We start from the raw sequence: 24,326 nt of genomic DNA, 5'->3' as shown, positions 1-24,326 counted from the left end.
GGGTTCAGAATTTTTTAATTCCGAACCCCTTTTGTCTACAAACTGAGCCCCTCTCCCACTTAGCGGAAGAGGGGCTTTTTGACCCCTTAGAATCTTAATGTACACTTCCCTTCCCTTTCGTTTTATTTCACTTCCATTCATGAAAAACCGTATAATTCACCAAGTTTCATTAACACTAATGATATAAGTTATTTTCATTGACTTTTTTCCTTTTCTTGTATAGTATCACAGAGTATCAATCCCTATCAGATTACTAGGAGGTTTACCCAAATGAAAAAAATGGTTGCACTTTTATCGCTATTGTTAGCTTTCACGGTTGTACTTACCGCTTGTGGTACCGATACAAAAAATGAGGCAAACGATACCGGCAATAAATCTTCTTCACAAGAAAGTCTATATGATAAAGTCAAAAAAGATAGCGTATTAACTGTTGGAACAGAAGGTACATATCCTCCTTTCACATTCCACGATGATTCAGATAAACTTACGGGGTTTGATGTTGAAATTGCTAAAGAAGTGGCAAAACGCCTTGGAGTGAAAGCTGAATTCAAGGAAACACAATGGGACGGCATGTTTGCAGGCTTGGATGCAAAACGATTTGATATGATCGCAAACCAAGTGGGCATCGATGAAGACCGTCAAAAGAAATATGATTTCTCTGACCCATATATTCAATCAGGAGCCGTATTGCTTGTACACAAAGATAATTCGGATATTAAATCCTTCGATGATTTGAAAGGCAAGACCTCTGCACAATCTTTAACGAGTAACTACAATGATCTAGCCAAATCACATGGGGCTGAAGTTACAGGTATTGAAGGATTTTCACAATCCGTACAGCTTATTGGTTCTAAACGTGTAGATGCGACGATCAATGACAAATTATCTTACCTTGATTATAAAAAACAACATCCGGATGCACCTATCAAAGTGGCTGATGAGGAAGAAACCGGAGTCGCAAGTGGTTTAATGTTCAGAAAAGACAGCGGCAAATTAGTGGAAGAAGTAAACAAAGCACTTAAAGCAATGAAAGACGACGGCACTTACGCGAAGATCTCGGATAAATGGTTTGGTGAAGATGTTTCTCCTAAGTAATATTTTCACCGACCCCGAGCGTATGAACCAGCTTGTTTCCATCGCTCAAACCTCCCTCTATCCGATGATAGAGGGAGCTATTCAATATACGATTCCACTAACATTGATCACATTCGTTCTCGGCCTTATTCTTGCTGTACTCACAGCATTGGCTAGATTATCTTCCATTAGAATTCTTCAAATAATTGCGCGTGTATATGTGTCAATCATCCGCGGGACACCTTTACTTGTGCAATTATTTATCATTTTCTATGGACTTCCAAATTTAGGTGTAACCATCAATCCTTTCATATCGGCTATTATAGGATTCTCTTTAAATGTAGGAGCATACGCTTCGGAAATTATACGAGCAGCCATTTTATCGATACCAAAAGGGCAATGGGAAGCAGGCTATTCAATCGGGATGACATATACCCAAGCGTTAAAGCGCATCATTTTACCGCAAGCAGCGCGGGTATCCATTCCCCCATTATCCAATACGTTCATTAGCCTTTTAAAAGATACATCGCTTGCATCACTCATTCTTGTAACGGAATTATTCCGTAAAGCTCAAGAAATCGCTGCAAAAAACTATGAATTTTTACTGCTTTACATGGAAGCAGCTGCTTTATATTGGATTTTGTGTACGATTCTATCTTTCATTCAAGGAAGTTTAGAGGAGAGACTTAATCGTTATGTAGCAAAATAAGAACCGCAGTAGTTAAAGGAGATTTTAAAATGATCAACATTAAGAATCTTCATAAATCGTTTGGTGACCTTGAAGTATTAAAGGGCATCGATTTGGAAGTGGAGCAAGGCAAAGTCATTGTATTGATCGGTCCTTCCGGTTCAGGAAAAACAACCTTTCTTCGGTGTTTGAATCTCCTTGAGGTGCCTACGGACGGCACGATTGAAATCGATGAAACGGTAATGGACTTCAAAAAAACCGTTAGAAAAAATTCGATTACATCTTTTCGCAGTTTAACAGGGATGGTTTTCCAAAGCTATAACCTTTTCCCCCACAAAACAGCATTGGAAAATGTAATGGAAGGCCCCATCATTGTAAAAAACATAGCCAAACAACAAGCGAAAGAAACGGCTGCTGCCCTGCTTACAAAGGTGGGCTTAGGTGAAAAAATCGATTTTTATCCGTTTCAATTGTCCGGCGGTCAGCAGCAACGGGTCGGAATTGCAAGGGCCCTGGCCATGGAGCCTAAGGTCATGTTATTCGATGAACCCACTTCCGCTTTGGATCCCGAACTAGTGGGAGACGTCCTGCAGGTCATGAAAGACCTGGCGAAAGATGAAGGCATGACAATGATCGTGGTAACCCATGAAATGCGTTTCGCCCGCGAAGTCGCCGATGAAGTCATTTTCATGGATGAAGGAAAAATAATGGAGCGGGGAACACCCGAGCAGATTTTCACAAACCCTAAAGAAGCGCGCACACGAAAATTCCTCAATATGATTCAATAAAAAAACGGTGCTATTTTAGCACCGCTCGCAACTCCCCCCCATTTTTAGAAATGGGGGGTTTTGCCCATCATTATATCAATGCGATGCTTGGACCTGTTTAGTCTGTGCCCGTGCATGGTATAGCTGAAAAAGAAATAAAGCAAAAACGGAAAGGATGGCACCCGATATAAATGGTAAATCAATCGAAATCGAAAATAACCAACCGCCGATCGGAGGACCCGCAATCCTGCCGAACGAGTCGAAGGAAGATAGCAATCCCGTGACACTGCCATGGCCCGACATGGAACTTTTGGTAAGCAGTGCTGAAATGGCAGGCCGGATGAACCCATTACCCACTCCGAAAATTGTCAGGAAGACCGCCGATGTCCAGAACCCGGTAGAAAACAGGATGAGAATGAAACCAACTGCCGAGACGATGATTCCCATTCGAATGACCGCGCCTTCCCCATATTTCTTTGTCATCCTGCCCACTAATCCACCTTGAACGATCGCACTCCCAAACCCCATGATCATAAAGATATAGCCTAATTGCACAAGACTAATATCAGCCTTTTTGGCTGCAAAATAGGCGAAAGTCGTTTCTAGTCCTGCCATTGAAAGGGTGACGATCATTTGCAGAAAGAACATGGTTTTAAGAGGCCCTCTAAAGGCTTTCCACATGGACTCTTTATTTTTTGACTGTTGGGCCCTCTTCTCTACTGTATGTGATTCCTTCAGTACCGCAATCACTAAGAATAAAGTAATCAAAGAGGATATTCCAGCAATGTAAAACGGCAAGTTCAAACTTGATTTGGAGAATACCCCGCCAATCGCCGGTCCAAAGATGAATCCAAGCCCTGTGGCGGCCCCGATGATTCCCATCCCTTTTCCCCGATCTTCCGGCGTCGTGATGTCAGCGACATACGCCATTGCGGTTGGCATGTTTGCCGATGACAAAATCCCGCCAATGATTCTCGCTACAAATAATACCCATAGGGAATCTGCCGAAGCCTGGATGAAAAACGAAAGGGCCAGTCCAGCAATCCCGATAATCATGACAGGCTTACGCCCTATCCTGTCAGATATACGTCCCCATATCGGGGCAAAAAATAATTGCATCAGTGAATAAACAGCCATTAAAAGGCCAAGCTCTGTAGGACTGCCACCAACCTTTTCTGCAAGGAATGGAATGACGGGAATGATGATCCCAAATCCGACCATGACTAAAAACATCACTAAAAAAAGTACGGGTAACACCTTTTTTGTTTCCATTATATTTTTCTCCTTTTATTCTTCCACATTCGCTACGTACTTTGGATCGAGTTCCTAAAATCCCATTACTTAGCATAATCTACCTGGCAATTCTTTAAACAGTTTATCATACAACCTTTACCAAATCAGTATGAAGCACGATCTTCTTTCGGAAACTCCCTTAAATAAATAAGAACCAGGCATCAATATCCTCAACTCTACAGTCATTTCTCATGTAATGGCATTTCGTTATTTTCACTGTGTTTCGTGAAATCAATGGCATGAGTTCGTTAAAAATCTTTTCCTCCCCTTATTTTTTCTTAAGGGGTACTCTATACTGTAGGGTATGATTGATGTTTAGGAGGTAGAAGAATGTCTAATGATCAGTGGATTTTAATTATTGACGATGAAGAAGATTTGGCACGTCTCATGGAGACAGTTTTACATAAAGAAGGTATCCCCAATATTATTACGGCGGGGACAATTGCGGATGGGTGGGCAAAGTTTCAGAAGTTCGATCCATCACTAGTCTTGCTGGATATCATGCTGCCAGATGGTGAAGGCTATGATTTATGCAAGCAAATTCGTGAAGTGTCGAATGTGGCCATTTTATTTTTGTCGGCAAAGGATGAGGAAATTGATAAGCTTTTAGGGTTGGCAATTGGAGGGGATGATTATATTACCAAACCATTCAGTCCGAAAGAAGTTGCCTATCGAGTAAAGGCGCAGCTTAGGCGGGCGGGCTATACAGAGGAAAAAACTTCACCTAAAAAATTGCAAATTGGCCCATTTGAGCTTAGTTCAAATGAAAATGAAGTGAAAAAGGATGGCGAAACCCTTGAGCTCACAGCTAAAGAAATCGGTCTGATGAGTTGTTTTATGCATCATCCGAATCAGATTTTGAGCAAGGAAACTTTGTTTGAACATGTGTGGGGCGATGATTTCTTTGGCTCTGATAATACAGTGATGGTCCATATTCGCCGTTTACGCGAAAAAATCGAAGCAGATCCTTCAAAGCCATCTTTCCTAATAACCGTTAAAGGGCTTGGTTATAAATTACAGACCAAGGGTGAAACAAGATGAAGTGGAAATTGACACGGCGCTTTTTAGGATCCGTTGTGACAATTGTTGTAATCGTAGGAATCGTAAATACCATTTTACTTTTATGCTTACTCTTTGTTCATTTCGACACGGAAGAGGAATCTGCGGAGAACTTTAGCCGATCTTTTTCACAATATGTAGAACTAATAGATGACAAACCAATGGTAAATGAAGAAGGACTGGAAAAACTGCGGAACACGAACGCCTGGATACAATTTTTGAATGATAAGGGTGAACAAGTAGCAGCCTATTACACACCTCAAAAATTGCAAACCGTATATTCTCCGGTTGAAATCGTCCAAATGTATAAGTATAAAGAAATTGATGCAGAGACGACTGTTTTTGCCGGCGAAGCTCATGATTTCAGCTATTTTGTAGGGGTTAAAGATCGAGGAATAGGCCGATATGTACTGTCCTATAATTATGTTCACATTTTAAAGTACTTCAACATCATACTTTTACTGTTTTTAACGGTGGATATTATTATTGCCCTAGTCATTGGACTATTATTTGGTAAAAGATTAACGACACCACTTAACACTTTAATAGAAGGAATTCAGCAGCTTCGTGAAAGACGTTTTAAAAAGATGAGTATACCAAAAGGCGTCTATGAAGATGTATTTCACAATATGAATGAACTATCGGTAAAGTTAGATCAGTATGAAAAAGAACGTGATCAACTCGACCAAATGCGTGAGGAATGGATTAGCAATGTTTCTCATGACATGAAGACACCACTTGCATCCATCCATGGTTATACAGAATTGATGAAAGACAATGCCACTGAATTAACACCACAAGAATTGTATGAGTTTACATCCATTATTAATAGACAGTCCTTATATATGAAAAATCTGTTGGATGACCTCAATTTAACGATGCGTTTACGCAACCAACGACTTCCTTTGCAATTTGAAGATGTTGATATCGTTGGGTTTATAAGAGAAATGACGATAGAGCTCTTAAATGATTCACAATTTGGTGATCGACAGGTCGAATTTGAGGCAAATGTGGATAAAGCAATACATAAAGTTGATAAAAATTTACTGAAACGGGCAATTTTTAACTTTATCTACAATGCGCTCGTACATAATGATGAAAATGTCGTCGTGAAAATACAAATTGATGATATTCATCTACAATCAGAACATCATGCCCAAATTACCATTGCCGATAATGGCCGCGGTATTCCCTCCAAAGATTTGGATCAGGTTTTTGAACGCTACTATCGAGGTACGAATACTGCCAGTACACATGGGACCGGCTTAGGAATGGCCATTGCAAGGGACATCATTCTGGCTCATAAAGGTAAACTGGATTTGACTAGCATTGAAAATAAGGGAACAACCATCACGATACTTATATAATTTATTTTTTCTACAGAGAAAGGGCTGTCCATAACTTACAGACAGCCCTTCTTTCCTATTTAATTTGGTTGTGCCTTTTTTGGAATATCTTCAAATTTCACTTCATCATATGACGAAACTTCATCACCATTTTTCACGTACATCTTTAAGTAAGCATCTTTTCGAAGATTTTTTTGTGCCGTGAATTCAAGCGGTATCGTTTCACCATCTGCATTTTTGGCGTCAAGTTCATAAGAATAGGAAGTCATCACTGTACCATCATCCAGTTTGGTTTCATGCTGCACCCCATCCTCTGTAATTTGCAAATAATAATTATCGGCATTCATGCGATTAAAGTCAATTTTAGTAAGCGCGAATACTCCTGCCGCTCCAAGTATGAACAATATGACAACTACCATAAAAAATTTCTTCATTTAGATCATCCTTCTGTTTTATTATTTTGTGTGATAATACGATTATAAGAAGCTACCGTTAAGATATAATACAGACCGTAAATAATCGTATAAGCGATCATCCAGATCAATACAGGTTTTGCCAAATTCATCATCAATAACCCCGAGAAGGCTTTTAACGCAACCGCACTGTGCAATAGCCCGACTGCCAGCGGGACGAAAAAGATTACAAACACTTGGGATGCAATGGATTTCCGCATTTCTTTTGCGTTAACGCCCATTTTATGAAGCATATTGTATTGTGATTTATCTTCCTCAGCTTCCGTTAGAACTTTAAAGTAAATGATACTGCCTGTTGCCGCTAAAAAAACCAGACCAAGAAAACTGCCGATAAAGAGCAATGATCCTACACTTTCAATGCTTGCTTGAAAATCTTGAGGCGCACTGGAAAATAGAGCTTCTTCAGGTATTTGTCTTGATATTTTTTCAGATAAATCCACGGAGGCTTGATCAACACCGATAGCACGATAGTTCAGGGCTTCCCCTTCTTTTTGTAATGATTTAAATTGATCATTCGATACAACCACTGCAATGCCTGCTGTTTTGGCATTTAAAACCGTTTGTGTTTTAAAGCTTTGGAATGTTATCGCCGTGCTGTTTTCTGTCCTTATCGTCTTGTCCTTGTATTCAGGTGAGAATCTTTTGTCATATCCAATATCTAAAATGACTGCTTTGCCATGATTCACATGCAGTGCTTCCTTACCTTGTACATCTGCCAATTTGTTATATGTTCTTTCATCGATTACCGTGTAAATCCTTTTATCCGAGTTATCGAATGCTGATTCCTCGCTAAGTTCTTTCGTATTAAATGTAATGGATAGCGCTTCAACATTTTCATCATACTTTGTATCTGGCAAAATGGCGGTGACTTGATGATCGCTTTTTACATCCGTTTGCTGATACATGAAGGTATTCGGATCAACGGTCATAACTTGGTCATTCGCGTTATAATAAAGACCATAAACCGCACCGCCAGCCGTTACCGTTGTAGCACTTAACACCGCAATTACGGTCAATGTCCTTGCATTCCCCCGAATGCGATAAAGCAATTGCGAGACCGTCATCAGATGCAGGCCTTTCCATAGCCATTTTTCATTTTTCTTGATCACGGCTAACACAAAGCCTGTCACGCTATGAAACAATAAAAATGTACCGGCAATAACAGTTGTCAAAATAATGAGTGCCGTCATCAAAAAGCCAATCTTTTCCCACACTTTAGAAGTAAAAAGATCTTGCATCGCCAACCAATATCCGATGACAATCAGGAAAATTCCCAGAAAGGCTACAATCATAGATGGCTTCGGAGCCGCTTCCCCCTTTTTCGATGCATGGAAAAGATCAATTAGTTTAAATTGGTAAATTAAACGATAGCCCTGGAATGATGTCACCAAGAAAATAATAAGAAATACGATAGAGGTGTTCAAAGCTGCAGATCCCGAAAATGTAAAAGGGGCGATGACATCATAGCCCATTAAATAGATCAAGATCGTCATGAACCCTTTTGAACATAGAAATCCAAGTAAAATCCCCACAACTAATGAAACCAAGCCTAGCAATAGATTTTCAAAGAAGAGCATTAAGCCAATCTGGCGATTACGTACGCCAAGCAATGCATATAATGCCACTTCTTTTTTACGTTTTTTCATGAAAAATGAATTGGAATAGGCAATAAAAATGGCAACGAAAAAAATCAGGATGACGGCCGCACCACTCATTAATGAACCTAATTTCTGTGATGAAGCCGTTTGTTCTGCAACTGCATCACTATACTTCAATGTTACAAATGTGAAGTAGATGATAATGCTAAATACCATGGATGCGATATATATAAAATATTGGGAAAGGTTCCGGGCAATATTTTTTCTCGCCAGACTAAATAACGTCATCTACCTCACCTCCAATTGTTGCAAGGACATCCATGATTTCTTGGAAGAAAGCTTTACGTGATTGGTCACGACGATAAATTTCTGTTGAAAGCGTACCATCCTTGATGAAAATGATCCGCCGGCAGAAGCTTGCGGCATATGCATCATGTGTCACCATCATGATGGTGGAATTATTATTTTCATTTAGTTCACTTAAGCTTTCCAGCAGACCTGTTGCCGATTTTGAATCAAGTGCACCTGTTGGCTCATCTGCCAGGATCAATGCCGGCTCTGTCACAAGCGCTCTGGCTGCAGCTGTTCTTTGCTTTTGCCCACCGGAGATTTGGTATGGATATTTAGCTAATAAATCTTCAATTCCAAATACTTTAGCAATACGATTCACCAATGCAGTAATTTCTTTCGCTGGAATTTTCGCAATCGCCAGTGGCAATAATATATTTTCCTTCACAGTCAATGAGTCTAGCAAATTGTAGTCCTGGAAGATGAAACCAAGATTTTCACGTCTGAAATCCGTTAAGTCCGCCCCTTTCATATCGTGAATGCTCGTATTATTCATATAAATTTTCCCTTCAGTCGGCGAGTCAATAGTTGCCAACATATTGAGCAACGTCGATTTCCCCGCTCCAGAAGGTCCCATGATTCCTACAAACTCCCCTTCATGAATATCAAAAGATATATTTTCCAGCGCTGTATAGGCAGCGTTTGATTTACCATACGTTTTTTTTATCTTTTCCACTTTTAATAATGGTTCCATTTGTTTCACCTCTTCAGTATTGTTGATACATTTACTTTACATGCTCATTCTTACAACATCTTTGTGCCAACCTTACAGCAAGCTTAAATCCATAAAAAAACGCCCCCCATTTAAATGGAAAGGCGTTTTTATATTTTTTAAAAAGTAAAAGTATTTAACTTTGCTTCAGAAGCCTGCGGTCGATAACAAAATTACCAAATGGAATGAATGAAACGATGAAAATCATTGCCATTTTTAAAAAGGACCATTTTGATATGATGCTCACATATAGTAATAAAAGCCCAAACACGACAAACAAGAAACCATGGATGCTGCCTAAAATGAGTGTTGCTTCCCCAATATCCAATATGTACTTAATGGGCATACCAATGGCAAGCAATAGAACATATGAGATTCCCTCAATTATTGTAATAAACCGAAACCATCCAATAGCTGTCGAAAACATTCGCTCATCCCCTTATTCATTATACAAGTACGGCACACAAATCCAGCTTCCTGTCCCAATCCAAAATCTGTTACTCTATCATATTATATTACGTTGGCACCCACTAATAAATAGTACCAGGTTTTCCTAAAAGTAGAACAACAAAAGAAGCCCAATCCAAGGATTGGGCCTGTCAATAACGTAAGGTTGAAATTCACTTAAAAACGCTCAATTCCGAAACCAATTCGCTCCCTCATCCATGTGCACGAAGGGAATATCCGTATCAATTACACCGTTGATTCGTTCTAATTTAACATCTTCCCCTTCAAGCCATTTCGCAAAATCTATGGAAGTCGGCTCCTGGTTCCCTCCCAAGGCAATCCAAGCTTTCATCTCTTTAGGTAAATAAGCGGATGTATGAATCGTTCCCGCCCAGCTGCTATATAAATCCGAAAAGACACCTTGATTGGTATCATTAAACAACCGATAAGCATCGTAGGCAGATTCAAGTTTCCCTTCATGATCTTGGATGATCTCCAATCGGCGTTTCGAATCGATAAGATGGTTACGGTTTTCATTTTTCATGATTTCAAAGTGATTCGTACAGGCATTTGACGTGCGCACTTCTACATTTCTTGGGGAGGTTTCCACAATATAGGTACTTCCGCTTTTATCATAGACGACGTAAGTGAAAGAATGACGATGCGGGATTTCCTTCAGCATCGCCACAGCTTCCTGAACGTCCGCACAAGATTCAACGATCAGTCTGCCAATCATGCAGCAGATGAAACCATCACCAGGGTTCTTGCGATTCATGAAGTTATAGCCTATCACCAACCCTTTTTCGTTCATTCCATCCATCCGGCCAGTCCCTCGCTGACTAGGGCCGATGCTTGAATACCCTTGATCGGTTGGCTGGAATAAGACATAGCGTCCTTCATAAGTCTTAGGGTGGTAATCATAATTACGAATGAGATAATCATTGCCTGTCATGATCGAACAGCCCGACCGGACATAATCCAATCGGTATCCACCGAACTCTTGCAGCACGCGATCCATTGGCCATTTCAACGCTTCTTGCAACCCCAGTAATTCTTCCCAAACCCCAGGAGCGAATTGTGTAATGGCTCTCTTGACCTCTTCTTCTTCAACCGTAAACCGCGGCTGCCTGATCTTCCACTGATCTTCACGGTTTTTTACCGTTAGTGAATCTTTTAATTCCTCCCCTTGCATGTATCCAAACTCATAATGTGTACCCCGAAATTGTATGACATCACTATATATTTGCTTCACGGCTTATCCCTCATTTACAATAGTTGCTTTTCAAATTAAGGATACTTGAAGTATTGTTGAAAATAAAGAAGATAAGCCTTTAAAATTCATGAAACAACTCACCACCCCGTACCTCCCTCATAATCTGTAACTAGGCACATTTATGAGGGGGACGGATCATGGAGATGGAATTAACGGCACTCCATTGGATTTATGTTGTTTTTATTGCATTGATAATCGGGTTTATGGTAAAACGTCGTGATACTACCCTCATCTGCATAATTGGCATTTTCCTTTTGGCTTTAGTGGCTACAGGCAGTTTAGCCTCTTCCATAAGCGGGATATTCAACAGCTTCATTTTCGCAATAACGGAATTAATGTCCACGATTTTAATCATTTCCATCATCGTTGCCATGAGTACGGTTTTAACGAAGTCGGGCATTAATGATGTCATGATTGCACCATTTGCGAAATTCATTAAGAACCCTACACTTGCTTTTTGGGTAATCGGCATCGTCATGATGGTGATATCCTGGTTTTTCTGGCCATCACCTGCCGTTGCCTTACTTGGGGCTGTTCTGCTCCCCGTAGCCTTACGGGCTGGTTTACCTGCACTCGGCGTGGCGATGGCGATGAACCTTTTTGGTCACGGAATCGCATTATCAGGGGATTTCATCATTCAGGCTGCCCCTAAACTAACAGGCGATGCGGCTTCCATACCAGTCGGTGATGTCATCGCTGCGAGCATACCCCTTGTCATTACAATGGGGGTTGTCACCACCCTCTCCGCCTTTATCCTTTTAAAGCGGGATATGAAGCTTGGAAGAATCAAGGCGGATAATGAGGGATTTGTCCAAGATCCAACAATGAGTGAAGGTCTGCTCACACTGGGACAAAAGAAGTTTTTTGCCGTTTTCATTCCGATCGCCTTTCTGTTGGATGTTGTGGCATTGTCGATTTTGAAGTTGCAAGGCGGAGATGCAACCGCGTTAGTTGGCGGTACAGCGGTTTTCATTTTGCTGGTTTTATCCCTTGCCGCACATAAACAGCAAGGGCTTGAAAAATCAACGGCCTATTTGATTCAGGGTTTTCAATTTGGCTTCAAAGTATTCGGACCCGTCATTCCGATCGCCGCATTCTTCTATTTAGGTGATTCTGGATTCAATCAGATCATCGGTGACTACTTACCGAAAACATCCCTCGGCATCGTCAATGACCTCGGTGCCGCATTGGCGGCCTCCGTTCCTTTAACGAAAGAAATAGCCGCCGTCACATTAACCGGCATCGGTGCCATCACCGGCTTGGATGGATCGGGCTTCTCAGGCATTTCTTTAGCGGGATCTGTCGCTAAACTCTTTGGCACGGCAATCGGAGGCGGAACCGCCACCTTGACTGCACTTGGGCAAATAACCGCGATTTGGGTTGGCGGAGGTACCCTGATTCCATGGGCACTGATCCCGGCAGCTGCCATATGTAATGTCAGTCCCTTTGAACTTGCCCGCCGGAATCTGCTTCCGGTAACCATTGGTTTAGCAGTGACTACAATAGTAGCGATGTTTCTCATTTAATCGATTTGTGTGGAATCTAAAACACGGAACGGATCTCCATTTCCGTTCCATTTTTAAAAGAAGGTTCGATTGGTTTTTACTTTTTTATAAGGATGGACCCATCATTGATTGAAGAAATCAGCGACATTCCTGCCGAATAACTGGCTAGCCGGGACCCCACAGGCGCTTCCGTCGAGGAGGCTTAGCAGACAGTCGGCCGTATGGGAGTGGATTTCTGAAAGCAACTGGTGCTTTTTAAATTTGTCTACAGTAAAAAGGACTGAAATAAATCAGTCCTTTTTTAGATGAAGATTGGGTTTCATTGGTATCCAAACGGATGCTTACATTAGAGCAAGTTTTGGTCAAGTCAGACAGTCCGCTCTCTTAAATCAAGACTCCACAACGACTATTGAGTACATACTCTTGAATGATTTTTAAAACGATATCCTGGTTTTGCTTTATATAGAAATGATCACCCTTTAATATATGCAATCCTTCAATATGTTCAATGTATTCATTCCAGCTTTCGATACTTTCCTTCGTCACTGTATCATTCGATCCCAATAGCAAAACGGCCTTGTTTCCCACCTTTTTCTCGCGTTTTTTTTCATGGTGATAGTTGGCTAATACATTCAAGTCGGACTGGATTATCGGAAGGAATATATTCATGAAATCTTCCGTTTCCAGGAGTTCCTTGTTTGTTCCCCCGATTTTTTCAAGCGATTGTTTTAAATGTTTTGTATTAGAGCAATCGATTTGATCTACTTTATATTTTGGGGACGACTTACTTGAAATGAATAAATGTTCAACTTTATTATCATCTCTCTCTTCTAATTTTGCCGCAATTTCATAGGCTACGATCGCACCCATGCTATGTCCAAACAAAGAGATGTTTTCCAGTGAATTCATTTGATGTTTCGTTTCCATTTCCTTCAATAATATATCCGTCAAATCCGTCATATTTTCACATAATGGTTCACTATATTTACTTCCATGTCCAGGGTATTCCAGCGGGATTACCTCTATCACATCATCATCAAATTTCCATTCTCTATAAAAAGATGAACTTCCCCCAGCATAAGGGAAACAAAAAAGTGTTTTCTTCAGTCCTTTCATCCCCCTTCTCTTATGATCCATTATTTCAACATGTACTTCATAAAGCTTTCAACATACCTTGAATCGATTTCCGGCATTTTCATTGATAGCAGTTCCATTTCCTTCTTGGTTTTTGATTGCAGGATTTCCGACTCTTTTAATTTTGTTGATTCATCTATTAACTGGGACAAAGCACTTAATGAATGAATCTCGTTAGATTGTGTCTTTTCTTTTAAAGATTGTAACCACTCTTCCAAATCCATATTGGAGTAAGGTATTTCATTCTTTTCGAAGAACGAGGTCACGAATTCACTTGAAACTCTCTGATCATTGAACATATGATAGATTCCGAGCTTCTGATTCTCTTTCAATCTTGATATTTTGTAAATAAACTCACTTACAAAATCGACTGGCATCAATTCAAAATGAATTTCCTCTTTAAATGGCAATATCCTTTGTTCAATAAATGATTCAAAAACCTTGTACAACATATCCTTCTCGTTCCAAACCCCATTTGAATTAGATGAAATCCTGCCTAATCGGAAAATATCGATTGTCAGTCCGAGTTCCCTTGCTTGAAGAAGCAATTTCTCGGCAACCCATTTGGACTGACTGTATCCGATCATTAAATCGGGGGAATAAACCAATTCGTCTTCCTCGTCCCATTTCCTTTCTCCGGTCAAGACAGAAAGCGTTGATGCATAATAAATGTTTTTCCGATTGCATGATGAAGCAAAATTAATGACTTCCACTACACCATCCACATTCGATATTTTTGATTTGCTATACGGCTCGAAGAAATTCGTTTCAGCACCGACATGATACACATGAGAAACATCATTGCTTAATTTCTCATATGTCACATCATCCAGACCGAATTGATGTTTACTAAGATCCCCTTCAATTACAACGATTCGACTTACGAATTCATCCTGCCAAAGACCATATTTCATTAAAGTATCTTTCAATCTATTTCTTGAAGGAAATCTAACCAAACAATAGATTTTGACATCTTCCAATTCCAGTAATAATTTGTTTAATAGATGTGCTCCCAAAAAACCTGTTCCACCTGTAATCATCATATTTTTTTCAATTTGAACTGGTTTAGCGGATATTTCCCTTATTTTCTCCATTAATTCTCGATTGAGCATGGAATCCTTCTCCATCATTGCTTCCATGCTGCAAGAATAATCGACTTCAAGTGCCTCAACAAATTTATTCACTGTATTATTTTCCAATAAGATTTGTAAAGTGGCGTCAGGAAGTACAGTTTCCTTCATTACATAGACCAGTTTGGTAGCTAAAATGGAATGGCCTCCATGTTCAAAGAAGTTGTCGTCCAATCCTAGACTTTGATTTCCCAATACATTTCTCCAAATCTCCAAAACTTCTTTTTTCTTTCCAGTTTCCTGATTGGCTAAGGAAGTTTTATTTTGCACGATCTCCATTTCCAATAATTTCTCTTTATCGACTTTGCCGTTGGCATTTAGCGGGAAATCATCCACTCTGACAAAAAAGTGGGGAATCATATATTTCGGCAATTCATTGTTCAGATAATCTTTAATATCCTTTTCAGCGTTTTCCGCTTTTTCATCTTCATGTTTGTAATAAGCGATCACATAATTTTCATCATTGATGTTTTTAACAGCAACTACTGAACTTTCAACCTTCATGTATTGATCAAGCTTGTCTTGAATTTCATTCAGTTCAATTCTAAAACCGCGAATTTTCACTTGACTGTCTTTTCGACCTTTATACAGGATCTCACCATTTTGTAACCGGATGCCATGATCACCTGTTTTATACCACTTCATCTGATTCAAATCATCCATGATCAAAGCTTGTTCCGTTAATTGCGGCTGATTTAAATAGCCTCTCATGACCCCTTGACCGCCAATGTAGATTTCGCCTATTTCCCCATCTGCTACCTCGACTAGTCCTTCAGATAAAATCTTGATTTCTACATTGCTCAATGGTTTTCCAATGGGAATAACATCTGCATCTTTGTCTTCGACCTCATGACAAATGGCAAAAGTTGTGCATTCAGTTGGTCCATACCCATTAATCAAGGAGAAGTGACCGATTGTTTGCTTCAATCTTCTCACATGGGAAACCGAGATTTTATCTCCGCCAACCACAATTTTCTTTAATCCTTCAAAAATCATAGGATCCTCATCTACCATTGCATTGAAAAGACCTGTCGTAAAAAAAGCTACATCCACCTTTCCAATGGATATCGCTTCTTTCCAATCATCAAAAGAAGTGAACTCATTCGGCATCAAGAATAAAGTCGCTCCATTCAATAAAGCTCCCCATATCTCAAAGGTTGCGGCGTCAAAACATGGGTTGGAAAATTGAGCCACTCTATTATTTTCGTTTATTTCAAGTATTTCAGAGTTCAATACTAAATTGACTACACTTTTATGCTCTATCATTACACCTTTTGGATTTCCGGTCGTTCCTGATGTATAGATGACATATGCGAGACCATTCTCCGAGGAACGGTTCACGGGAATATGCCCATCCCTGCTTAGTTCATTCATCTCAAATGGAATTGGTTCAATATCCAATTCTCTGAGCTTCCCTCCTTTACCATTAAACGATAAGAAGAACTTCATATCCGTATCTGCAAGCATATATTCCAATCTTTTTAATGGGTAATTTTCGTCGATTGGAACATAGCAACAGCCTGACTTTATTATGGCAAGCATCCCTATGATCAGTTCAATGGACCTTTTGCTTGGAATACCGATCATTGTTTCTTCTTGAATCCCCAGATCAATGATCCTTTTGGCAAGATTATCTGAAAGCATGTCTAATTCTTTATAAGTAATTTGACGTGCATTTTCGCAAAGTGCCGCTTTTGATTGATTATCTTCCACGATTTTTTTAAAAGCTTCAGTTATTGACATCAATTTATTCGTCGTCATGGATTTACTTATCATCGGGCCCCAACTTTCAAGTGATTTATTAATTTTCCAATAGATGGAAGCGTTTCATTTTCTGTTAGTTTTAAGAATATTTCCTGCATGGAATCCATAAAACGTAAAATTTCATTTTCGGAGAATTTACTGTCTTTATAAATGATTTTATAATGCAACTTGGATTGCACTACAGCTGCAGAGAATGTAAGATCAAAATTGGTCGATTCACTTCCGACTGAATTTTCGATCATGATTCGCGAATCCTCTGCCAGTTCTGTGCTCGGATAATTTTCGAATACAAATATATGTTGGAACAATTCCTTATCCCATGGAATTTCAGCGTATCGCTTTATATCCGTAAGTGAACTGAACTCATACTCTCTCATTTGTAATTGCTTGTTTTGAATCGCAGTAAGATAGGATTGCAAATCATCTTCCCAATCGATTTTCAACGAGAATGGCAGAGTATTGATCAATAAGCCTACAGCTGTTTCAATATGCGGAATGCTGAGGTTCCTTCCTGAGCTTGTCACCCCATAGCAAACTGAGTCGCTCTCACTGAGGCACGATAGAACGATGTTCCAAATCCCTTGAACAACGGTATTGATTGTCTTTCTATGCCGCTTGGATAATTCTATTAATCTTTCGGTAAGCTCTTCAGGCAGGCTATATTCAATGACTTTATCCGATGTAAAAGCTTCCTTATCCGTTTTCTTACCTACTAGTGCTTTTACTTGTTCGAAATCCCTCAATTCTTCATTCCAAAAAGCTGCTTCATCCTGTTTATTCATATTCCTGACATGATTCATGACTTGTTTATAGGCAATCTTATGTTCATCACTGTCTTTTACCAAATTGGATGGGTTTCGATAATTATCCAAAAAATGATTAATGACGATTTGCAGGCTCCAGCCATCCATTAAAGCATGATGATGTGTCCATATGAACTTATAGCGATGATCCGATAGCTGGATCAAGGTGATGTTCATGAGCGGACCATTCTCTAAATCCATTTGTCTGTTTTTACTATGCTCTAAAAGATTTTCTATCTTGGATGCCGATTCGTCTTCACTAAACATCGTTAGATCCACATGATTAAACACATAATAAATGTCATTAAGTATGATTTGGTAACGGTCCCCCAATTGATTGCGCCTGAAAACGGATCTAAGAACGTCGTATTTTCTACAGGTTTCATTCCAGGCTTCTTCCAATTCGTCCAAGTCCAGATCACCTATTAAATCAATGGACAGCTGTGAAATATATTCAGGACTTTGAGTTACTTCACTATGGAATAACATCCCTTCTTGAAGTGATGTCACGGGGTAAATCTCTTCAATGTTATTAAACTTTTTAATGAAATGGGTGATCGTACTTCCATCGACTATCTTCTGAGCTTGAAAATCCGTTTCCACAATGGAGTCATTCAAATCTGCGCTTCCACTTAAAATTTTATTTAAGTGTACTTCAACTTCTTTACATATCATTTGGTAGTTTTCATTGTTGCTATCGCCAATTATATTCAGCATGAGTCTATTGTTTACGATGCTGGCGACAAAATTGAGCTTATATGGAAATGTATAGTCCAAATCGATATTGCTGCTATTGGTTTGTTCCATATCACCAGTGTTATTAAATTGACCTAGATAGTTGTAACTCACAAGGCTGTCTGGATAGTTATGATTCCGAGCGAAAATATACCTTAGGATTCCAAAGTCAAACCCTTTGTTTGGCACACTTCTTAATCTGTTTTTTGTATTTCTCAAGGTTGAGCCCAAAGACGGCATTCCTTTAATCCTTACTGGATAAATGGAGGTGAACCACCCTACTGTCCTTGATAGATCAATATCATCTTCAATATCCTCTCTGCCATGACCTTCTAAATCGAGCCAAAATTCATCAATTCCCATTATATTGGAAACTACATGGGCAATAACGGATAATAGAACCTCATCAATCGTCGTTTTATGTTTTCTTAAAGTGTTTTTAATGAGGTTTTGTGTTGGGTCCTCATCCACTTGTATTTTGTACATGTTTTCAAAATCACATGTTTCTCCTAAGCTATGCGTCAGCGGAGAAACTGGAATATTCATTTCCTTTTCCCAATATTGAACGGCATCTTCCGGTAGGCCAGTGTTCTGATACTCGTTCAGTTTCTCGGACCATTGTTTATAAGAAGTCGTTTTTAAAGGCAGTGATGGTTCTTGTCCATTCTTTATCTGTTGATAGCATCTTTCGAAATGATCAAGAAGTATCCTCCACGAAACACCATCAACCACAAGGTGATGAATCACCCAAAAAATCCTTATGTCCTTTTGATCCCTGAATAGAAGGAACTTCATCATGGGGCCATTGTGTATGTTTAAACTTTGTTGGGCGTTTTCTTCCAGCTCCTTAATTACTTTCAGAGTTTTTTCATCTGTAAAACTGGAAACTTGATACTCATGAAAACCGCATGCCGTATCAGCATTTGAAATATTGCCAATATATGAATCACCATGTTTTTCAAATAATGTCCTTAATATGTCGTGGTGATCAATTAATTTCATGATGATTTGTTTATATTGTTCGGTCGCCAATGCATGATCCTTCATCAAAACGACTGACTGATTCCAATGATGGATATTGTCATGATTTTCATTAAAAAACCAAGATTGAATAGGCGTCAACGGTACATAACCTGATATTTTTTCTTGGACCACTTGTTTTTGTTTCAGATCATTTACAACATTCCCTAGCTCACGGACCGTTTGGTATTCAAATAAATCTTTAGGCGTTATAAATAGATCTTTTTCTTTTGCAGCCGAGCATATTTGAATGCTGATGATTGAATCACCGCCACATTCAAAGAAGTTATCTTCCGGTCCTATAGTAGGATCGTTTAATACATCTCTCCATATTGTCAGAAGCTCTGTTTCAGTTTTGGACAGCTCTTGCACATCCGGCACTTTTTTCTTCCTCTCATCCAACTGTTCCGTCCATTTCGGCAGGGATTTCCGATCAACTTTTCCATTCGGCGTCAAAGGGAATTTATCCAGTTGCATAAAATGAGCAGGAATCATGAAAGCAGGCAGTGTTTCTTTCAGTCTTCTTCTGATTGAATCCACCGAAACCTCATCATTCACCGTATAATAAGCAATTAGCCTCTTATTCTCAAATCCATCTTCCATTGCCGTTACATAACTATCTTTGATTTCTGCTAGTTTTCGTAATGAAACATTAACCTCCGATAGTTCAACTCGGTATCCTCTTATTTTCACTTGGTCGTCCGCTCTGCCTATATAAACTAATTCCCCAGCTTTATTATGCTTAACTAAATCCCCGGTTCTGTATACTTTTTCAGCAGGGTTGAATGGATTGGATATGAATCTTTCATTTGTCAGGCTCTCATTATTCAGATATCCCCTCGCTAACCCAATTCCTCCGACATAAAGTTCACCAACCGCTCCTGCCGGCACTAGTTTCCGGTTTTCATCCAGCACAAATGCAACAGTGTTAGTCAGTGGCTTCCCAATTGAAACAACGAATTCATCTGTAGCATCCTCATTCGGGGGAAACATTTTAAAACTTGTACACACCGAATATTCAGTAGGCCCGTAGCCATTGAAAAACGATATATGCTTAAACTTCGAAACGAGCTCAACTGGACATTCAGAGCCTGCAGATCCCAACACTTTAAGCGTGCTCAAATCATTGATTGGCAGTTCCTTCAACACAGCAGGCGGTAAAATAATATGAGAAATTCCTTCACGCTTAATTTGTTCAACAAGTTTACTCATGTCAAATTGATTTTCTTTATCTACGCTTATATGCAGCTCGGCACCGAACAATAGTGTGCTGAAAATCTCTATGACGGATGAATCAAAATTAAACGTAGCGAATTGCAGCACTTTAGCTGTTGTATCTAAACACATCATTTTATTTTGGTTATGAACCAAGTTAATGATTCCTCTATGTTCCAACATGACTCCTTTTGGCCTGCCTGTCGTTCCAGAGGTATAAATGACATATGCTAAGTCTCGTTGATCCGCAATGTGAAGATTCTCTGTCATTAACAAATCCGATTCATTTTCAATATCTTCAAAATATATTATTTTGGATGGGTCAATCAAATCATTCTTTCCGAGTTCTTTGTGACTCAAGCAATAGGAAATGGACGAATCTTCAACCATGTAGCTTAATCGTTCATTAGGATAATGAGGATCCAATGGAACATACGCAGCACCTGCTTTAATTACTGCCAACATCCCTGTCACCATATCAATTGATCGATTCACATAAATTCCGATTCTTTCTTCTTTAGCAATCCCTTTGCTTAGTAAATAGTGTGAAAGCAGATTGCTCTTATCATTCAATTCGCGATATGTAATGGTTTTGGAACCATCAACAATGGCTACCTTATCAGGAAATCGCTCGACAATTTTATGGAAGGCTTGTGGGATTGTGTCATTGATCCCCTCAAAGCGAATCGTTTCTCCCTGCCATTCTTCCAATAATAATTTCTCCTGCTTCTTACTCACGACGGATACCTTGTCAATGGATTGTTCAGGCTGATAAGTAATCTTCCTGATCCACTCCAGGAAATTTTCAGCTAATGATTGAATGGTTTGTTCATTGAAGATCCCTGAATTATACTCGAAGGCGAATAATAGCTTATCTTCATATTCTTCTGCAGCTAAACTCAAATCGAATTTTGCTGCCTTTGATTTTATTACTTCAGGCGTTATCTTTATGTATTCACTTTCCAATGCAGCTTTGGCATTATTTTGTAAAATGAAGACGGTTTGAAATAAAGAAGTGCTTGCTAAATTTCTTTCAGGGTTAATGACTTCAACGATTTTCTCCAATGTCATTTGCTGATGATCATAGATATCGATGATATGGCCTGTATTTCTTTGAAGTATCTCTTCAAATGTTTCCTCATGTCCCAGCTTTAATCTAAAGGGCAGTGTATTGACAAAATAACCTATCGATTTTTCTGTCCCTTCAATCATTCTATTCGCCAAAGGACTTCCAACGATGATATCGTTCTGACCTGTATATTTTGCTAGGAAAGACTGGTACATCGTTAGCAGTGTCATGAATAATGTCGAGTTTTTTTCCAGGGACATCCGCTTTAAACCCTGGAGCTCTTCCCTCGTTAGTTCCACTATAAAACTACTGCCATCGTTGCGATTTTCTTTTGAACGTATCTTATCTAAAGGAAGCTCCAATTTAGGTAATTCCCCAGCTAAGTTTGTTTCCCAAAATAGCGATTCTTCTTTCATGTTATTTTCCAACCAGTTTTTATGCTCTAATGCAAAATCCTTATATTGTTTAAAGTCTTTTCCAAGGATAAGTTCGTTTTCATTCACTTCACTGTCATAAAACGATAACCATTCATCTAAAAATATACTCACTGACCATCCGTCAAAAACGAAATGGTGGGGATTCACAAATAAAACAAAATCCTTTTCACTCAATTTAACAAGTTTCACTGTCAGGAGAGGACCTTTTTCAATTTCAAAGATTTCCGATTGGACATCGTCTTCAATTTGCAGCATACGAGTCTTTTGCTGTTCGGGCTTTAACGCAGAGAGATCGATTTCATCTATTTTAATGTATAAATCTTCCCTGATTTCCTGATAGCCTTTACCAGCGTTTTCACGGACGGTGGTCCTCAAAATCTCATGTCTAGTAACGACATGATTTAAGGCTTTTTCCAGCATTGAAGTATCCACTGCTCCAATCATTTTATATTTCTGAGGGATATTATAATTGGCTGTCTTACCGTTGAGTTTTTCGTTGAACCATAAGGCCTCTTGGTTACTGGATAAAACATGATTTTCTTGTTGCGCTTCTATGTGCTCCATGTCATGATCTGAAATTTCATTAATGATGAAGTCCGTCAACGAATCGATTGTTGAATTTTGAAAAATATCTTTCAAAGTTAGAATTTGATTATATTCTTTGTTTAATTTCGTCAATAATTTCATAGCTAAAATCGAGTGTCCGCCCATTTCAAAAAAATCGGCATCTTTATCGATTTGACTTGTTGATAAGACTTCCAAAAATGTCTTTTCCACGAAAGATGAAACGACCTGCGTTTCATTTCCCGGAGGTGTACTCATTTCCGGAAAGATCTTATGATTTAGCATTTTCAATGTAGGATTTTCAAACAAATCAGCTAATTTCATATTCGCATCAAGTCTTTTATTTATTTTAGACACCATTTTCATGGCTGTTATCGAATGCCCGCCCAATTGAAAGAAATCACCATTAATATCGCTGTTCAAGAAAAACTCTTGCCATATTTCTTTAAGTTCTTGATTAACCGATGTGGATGTGACCGAATGGCCATCAGCTGCTTGATCGTCTTTACTCACATTATTTTTTAGTTTTGAAAAATCAATATCCACATATATTTCATCAATTTGCTGAGCTTCAGTAATTTGATGGGCAACCTGCATGAAGGCTGATTGGATATCATATACTAGCGAACGCTGTAAGAAGCACGTATTAAAATACAATTTGCATGTTATCGTTTCTTTATTATCCTGGGCTTGTAACGATAATGGAAAGCTATGTGACTCTTTTCCGCCTTCGACCTCCCAGTTAATGCTAAAGCCTTCATCTTTCGCTTCCGGATAATTTTCATAAACAAATAAAGTTTGGAAAATCGGATCTTCCTTCTTTAATTTCGTATGCTTTTTGATATCCACTAAAGAAATTTGGGAGTAATCCAGCATATTGTTCAATGTTTCCTGGAATCGTTTCAGTAAATCGGTAACGCTATCTGTATCGTTTATATCAGCTATCATAGGAATCGTATTAATGAGCATCCCAACGATTTCTTCCGATTTGAATAAGTTGTTCGACCTGCCAGAGCTAACGATTCCAAAGACGATTCGATTTTGATTGGACATTTCCTTTAGGACGATTGACCAAATTAACTGCAGCAATACATTAAGCGTTACATGGTTTTTAGCGGCAAACTCTCTTAAAAGCTTACTTTGTGTTTTATCCAGCTCCCAGAAGAGATCATTGTCCTGGTGGTTTTCCTTCACATGTTTCATGACGGGAAATGTGATCGTCGGCTGCTCAATATCCTTTGCAAGCTCTTTCCAAAAACGATTTAAATCTTCCGCATCTGTTTTATTCATATACCGGATAAAATCTCCATATTGCTTGGGCTTTTCAATAAGTCCTTTGGAGTCTTTTCCTACAATTCGGCTGTAAATAACAAAGAGTTCATCGATGACTATGCTGGTACTCCAGCCATCCAAAATTATATGGTGATGAGTCCAAATCAAGATAAACTGATTTTCTTCAATTTTCACTACCTGGAGTTTCATCAAATTGGAGTTATTCACATCCATCTCCTGGGATTCGGAAGTCACTCTTTGAATTTCATTTAATTGTTCATGTTCACTCAACTCTGTCAGATCGATCATTTCCGGTTGATAATCCATTGTATTGAAGACAACCTGAACATTATTTTCAATATTTTTAGAGATGACCTTCATTCTTAATGCCTCATGTCGTTCTACAACCTGACTCCACGCCTCGAACAATGCATTCACTTCAAGAGCGCCCGTTATCCTGATTCGCATTTGAGAAATGTAAAGGTTCTCTGCTGTATTGTTCATTTCCAGTTCATAAAGGATTCCTTCTTGAAGCGGAGTTAATGAGTAGATATTCTGAATAGATTTCTCCAATTTTGCGCCTCCCGATTCCATTATCTT

15 protein-coding genes are annotated in these 24,326 nt (G+C 39.1%); 6 read left to right on the top strand and 9 right to left on the bottom strand.

Going from position 1 to position 24,326, the window contains the following annotated elements; translation table 11 throughout:
* Nucleotides 1-270: 270 nt before the first annotated feature.
* From ADA55_RS03545 to ADA55_RS03535, 3 genes are read left to right on the top strand one after another with little or no spacing between them, the layout of a single operon-like run.
* The gene (locus ADA55_RS03545) at nt 271-1,095 is read left to right on the top strand and encodes an amino acid ABC transporter substrate-binding protein (protein ID WP_048679104.1); all 825 of its coding nucleotides are present in this window, start codon (nt 271-273) and stop codon (nt 1,093-1,095) included.
* The gene (locus ADA55_RS03540) at nt 1,079-1,783 is read left to right on the top strand and encodes an amino acid ABC transporter permease (RefSeq protein WP_048679101.1); all 705 of its coding nucleotides are present in this window, start codon (nt 1,079-1,081) and stop codon (nt 1,781-1,783) included. The genes ADA55_RS03545 and ADA55_RS03540 overlap by 17 nt, the downstream gene beginning before the upstream one ends.
* A gap of 29 nt (nt 1,784-1,812) precedes the next feature.
* Nucleotides 1,813-2,550: an amino acid ABC transporter ATP-binding protein gene (locus ADA55_RS03535; RefSeq protein WP_048679100.1), complete on the top strand. Its 738-nt coding sequence runs from the start codon at nt 1,813-1,815 to the stop codon at nt 2,548-2,550.
* Nucleotides 2,551-2,625: 75 nt separating this feature from the next.
* Here ADA55_RS03535 and ADA55_RS03530 read toward each other — a convergent pair whose 3' ends face one another.
* A complete protein-coding gene (locus ADA55_RS03530) occupies nt 2,626-3,801 on the bottom strand; it encodes an MFS transporter (protein ID WP_048679097.1) in 1,176 nt (391 codons plus the stop codon).
* A gap of 351 nt (nt 3,802-4,152) precedes the next feature.
* On the opposite strand from ADA55_RS03530, the gene ADA55_RS03525 reads away from it, so the two are divergent.
* Nucleotides 4,153-4,863: a response regulator transcription factor gene (locus tag ADA55_RS03525; protein ID WP_048679094.1), complete on the top strand. Its 711-nt coding sequence runs from the start codon at nt 4,153-4,155 to the stop codon at nt 4,861-4,863.
* Entirely contained in the window at nt 4,860-6,248 is a 1,389-nt protein-coding gene (locus ADA55_RS03520) for a sensor histidine kinase (protein ID WP_048679092.1), read from the top strand. The genes ADA55_RS03525 and ADA55_RS03520 overlap by 4 nt, the downstream gene beginning before the upstream one ends.
* A 59-nt stretch (nt 6,249-6,307) precedes the next feature.
* Here the strand turns inward: ADA55_RS03520 and ADA55_RS03515 are convergent, their stop codons facing one another.
* The 5 genes from ADA55_RS03515 to ADA55_RS03495 all read right to left on the bottom strand — a co-directional run bounded on the left by ADA55_RS03515 (nt 6,308) and on the right by ADA55_RS03495 (nt 11,057).
* Nucleotides 6,308-6,661, bottom strand: coding sequence for a YxeA family protein (locus tag ADA55_RS03515; RefSeq protein WP_048679088.1), 354 nt, complete (start codon nt 6,659-6,661; stop codon nt 6,308-6,310).
* A gap of 5 nt (nt 6,662-6,666) precedes the next feature.
* The gene (locus ADA55_RS03510; protein WP_048679085.1) at nt 6,667-8,586 is read right to left on the bottom strand and encodes an ABC transporter permease; all 1,920 of its coding nucleotides are present in this window, start codon (nt 8,584-8,586) and stop codon (nt 6,667-6,669) included.
* Nucleotides 8,573-9,340, bottom strand: a complete 768-nt coding sequence (locus ADA55_RS03505) for an ABC transporter ATP-binding protein (protein ID WP_048679082.1) — start codon at nt 9,338-9,340, stop codon at nt 8,573-8,575. The genes ADA55_RS03510 and ADA55_RS03505 overlap by 14 nt, the downstream gene beginning before the upstream one ends.
* A gap of 154 nt (nt 9,341-9,494) precedes the next feature.
* Nucleotides 9,495-9,785 carry a DUF3817 domain-containing protein gene (locus ADA55_RS03500; protein WP_034305497.1) on the bottom strand — a complete coding sequence of 97 codons (291 nt, stop codon included), beginning with the start codon at nt 9,783-9,785 and terminating at the stop codon, nt 9,495-9,497.
* Between the two features lie 207 nt (nt 9,786-9,992).
* Complete coding sequence (locus ADA55_RS03495) at nt 9,993-11,057, bottom strand: C45 family autoproteolytic acyltransferase/hydolase (RefSeq protein WP_048679080.1); 1,065 nt, start codon at nt 11,055-11,057, stop codon at nt 9,993-9,995.
* 158 nt (nt 11,058-11,215) lie between these two features.
* Here ADA55_RS03495 and ADA55_RS03490 point away from each other — a divergent pair, with 158 nt between their 5' ends.
* Nucleotides 11,216-12,604 carry a hypothetical protein gene (locus ADA55_RS03490; RefSeq protein WP_048679077.1) on the top strand — a complete coding sequence of 463 codons (1,389 nt, stop codon included), beginning with the start codon at nt 11,216-11,218 and terminating at the stop codon, nt 12,602-12,604.
* A 363-nt stretch (nt 12,605-12,967) separates the two neighbouring features.
* On the opposite strand, the gene ADA55_RS03485 is transcribed toward ADA55_RS03490, so the two are convergent.
* Genes ADA55_RS03485 through ADA55_RS03475 form a run of 3 tightly spaced genes read right to left on the bottom strand, consistent with a single transcriptional unit; the run spans nt 12,968 to nt 24,299 of the window.
* The gene (locus tag ADA55_RS03485; RefSeq protein ID WP_048679074.1) at nt 12,968-13,699 is read right to left on the bottom strand and encodes a thioesterase II family protein; all 732 of its coding nucleotides are present in this window, start codon (nt 13,697-13,699) and stop codon (nt 12,968-12,970) included.
* A gap of 20 nt (nt 13,700-13,719) precedes the next feature.
* A complete protein-coding gene (locus ADA55_RS03480) occupies nt 13,720-16,623 on the bottom strand; it encodes a non-ribosomal peptide synthetase (protein ID WP_048679070.1) in 2,904 nt (967 codons plus the stop codon).
* A complete protein-coding gene (locus ADA55_RS03475) occupies nt 16,620-24,299 on the bottom strand; it encodes a non-ribosomal peptide synthetase (RefSeq protein WP_048679067.1) in 7,680 nt (2,559 codons plus the stop codon). Before ADA55_RS03475 ends, ADA55_RS03480 begins: the two co-directional genes overlap by 4 nt.
* Between the last annotated feature and the right edge of the window lie 27 nt (nt 24,300-24,326).

It is taken from the genome of Bacillus sp. 220_BSPC, from assembly GCF_001054655.1.
GTDB lineage: Bacteria > Bacillota > Bacilli > Bacillales > DSM-1321 > Peribacillus > Peribacillus frigoritolerans.
The sequence above is the reverse complement of the archived record's forward strand: the minus strand, read 5'-3'. Positions and strand labels throughout refer to the sequence as shown.

Coding starts and splice junctions, on each gene's coding strand:
- ADA55_RS03525 (WP_048679094.1), top strand. CDS start 4,153: ATGTCTAATGATCAGTGGATTTTAATTATTGACGATGAAGAAGATTTG.
- ADA55_RS03490 (WP_048679077.1), top strand. CDS start 11,216: ATGGAGATGGAATTAACGGCACTCCATTGGATTTATGTTGTTTTTATT.
- ADA55_RS03540 (WP_048679101.1), top strand. CDS start 1,079: ATGTTTCTCCTAAGTAATATTTTCACCGACCCCGAGCGTATGAACCAG.
- ADA55_RS03520 (WP_048679092.1), top strand. CDS start 4,860: ATGAAGTGGAAATTGACACGGCGCTTTTTAGGATCCGTTGTGACAATT.
- ADA55_RS03545 (WP_048679104.1), top strand. CDS start 271: ATGAAAAAAATGGTTGCACTTTTATCGCTATTGTTAGCTTTCACGGTT.
- ADA55_RS03510 (WP_048679085.1), bottom strand. CDS start 8,586: ATGACGTTATTTAGTCTGGCGAGAAAAAATATTGCCCGGAACCTTTCC.
- ADA55_RS03505 (WP_048679082.1), bottom strand. CDS start 9,340: ATGGAACCATTATTAAAAGTGGAAAAGATAAAAAAAACGTATGGTAAA.
- ADA55_RS03530 (WP_048679097.1), bottom strand. CDS start 3,801: ATGGAAACAAAAAAGGTGTTACCCGTACTTTTTTTAGTGATGTTTTTA.
- ADA55_RS03500 (WP_034305497.1), bottom strand. CDS start 9,785: ATGTTTTCGACAGCTATTGGATGGTTTCGGTTTATTACAATAATTGAG.
- ADA55_RS03515 (WP_048679088.1), bottom strand. CDS start 6,661: ATGAAGAAATTTTTTATGGTAGTTGTCATATTGTTCATACTTGGAGCG.
- ADA55_RS03485 (WP_048679074.1), bottom strand. CDS start 13,699: ATGAAAGGACTGAAGAAAACACTTTTTTGTTTCCCTTATGCTGGGGGA.
- ADA55_RS03480 (WP_048679070.1), bottom strand. CDS start 16,623: ATGATAAGTAAATCCATGACGACGAATAAATTGATGTCAATAACTGAA.
- ADA55_RS03535 (WP_048679100.1), top strand. CDS start 1,813: ATGATCAACATTAAGAATCTTCATAAATCGTTTGGTGACCTTGAAGTA.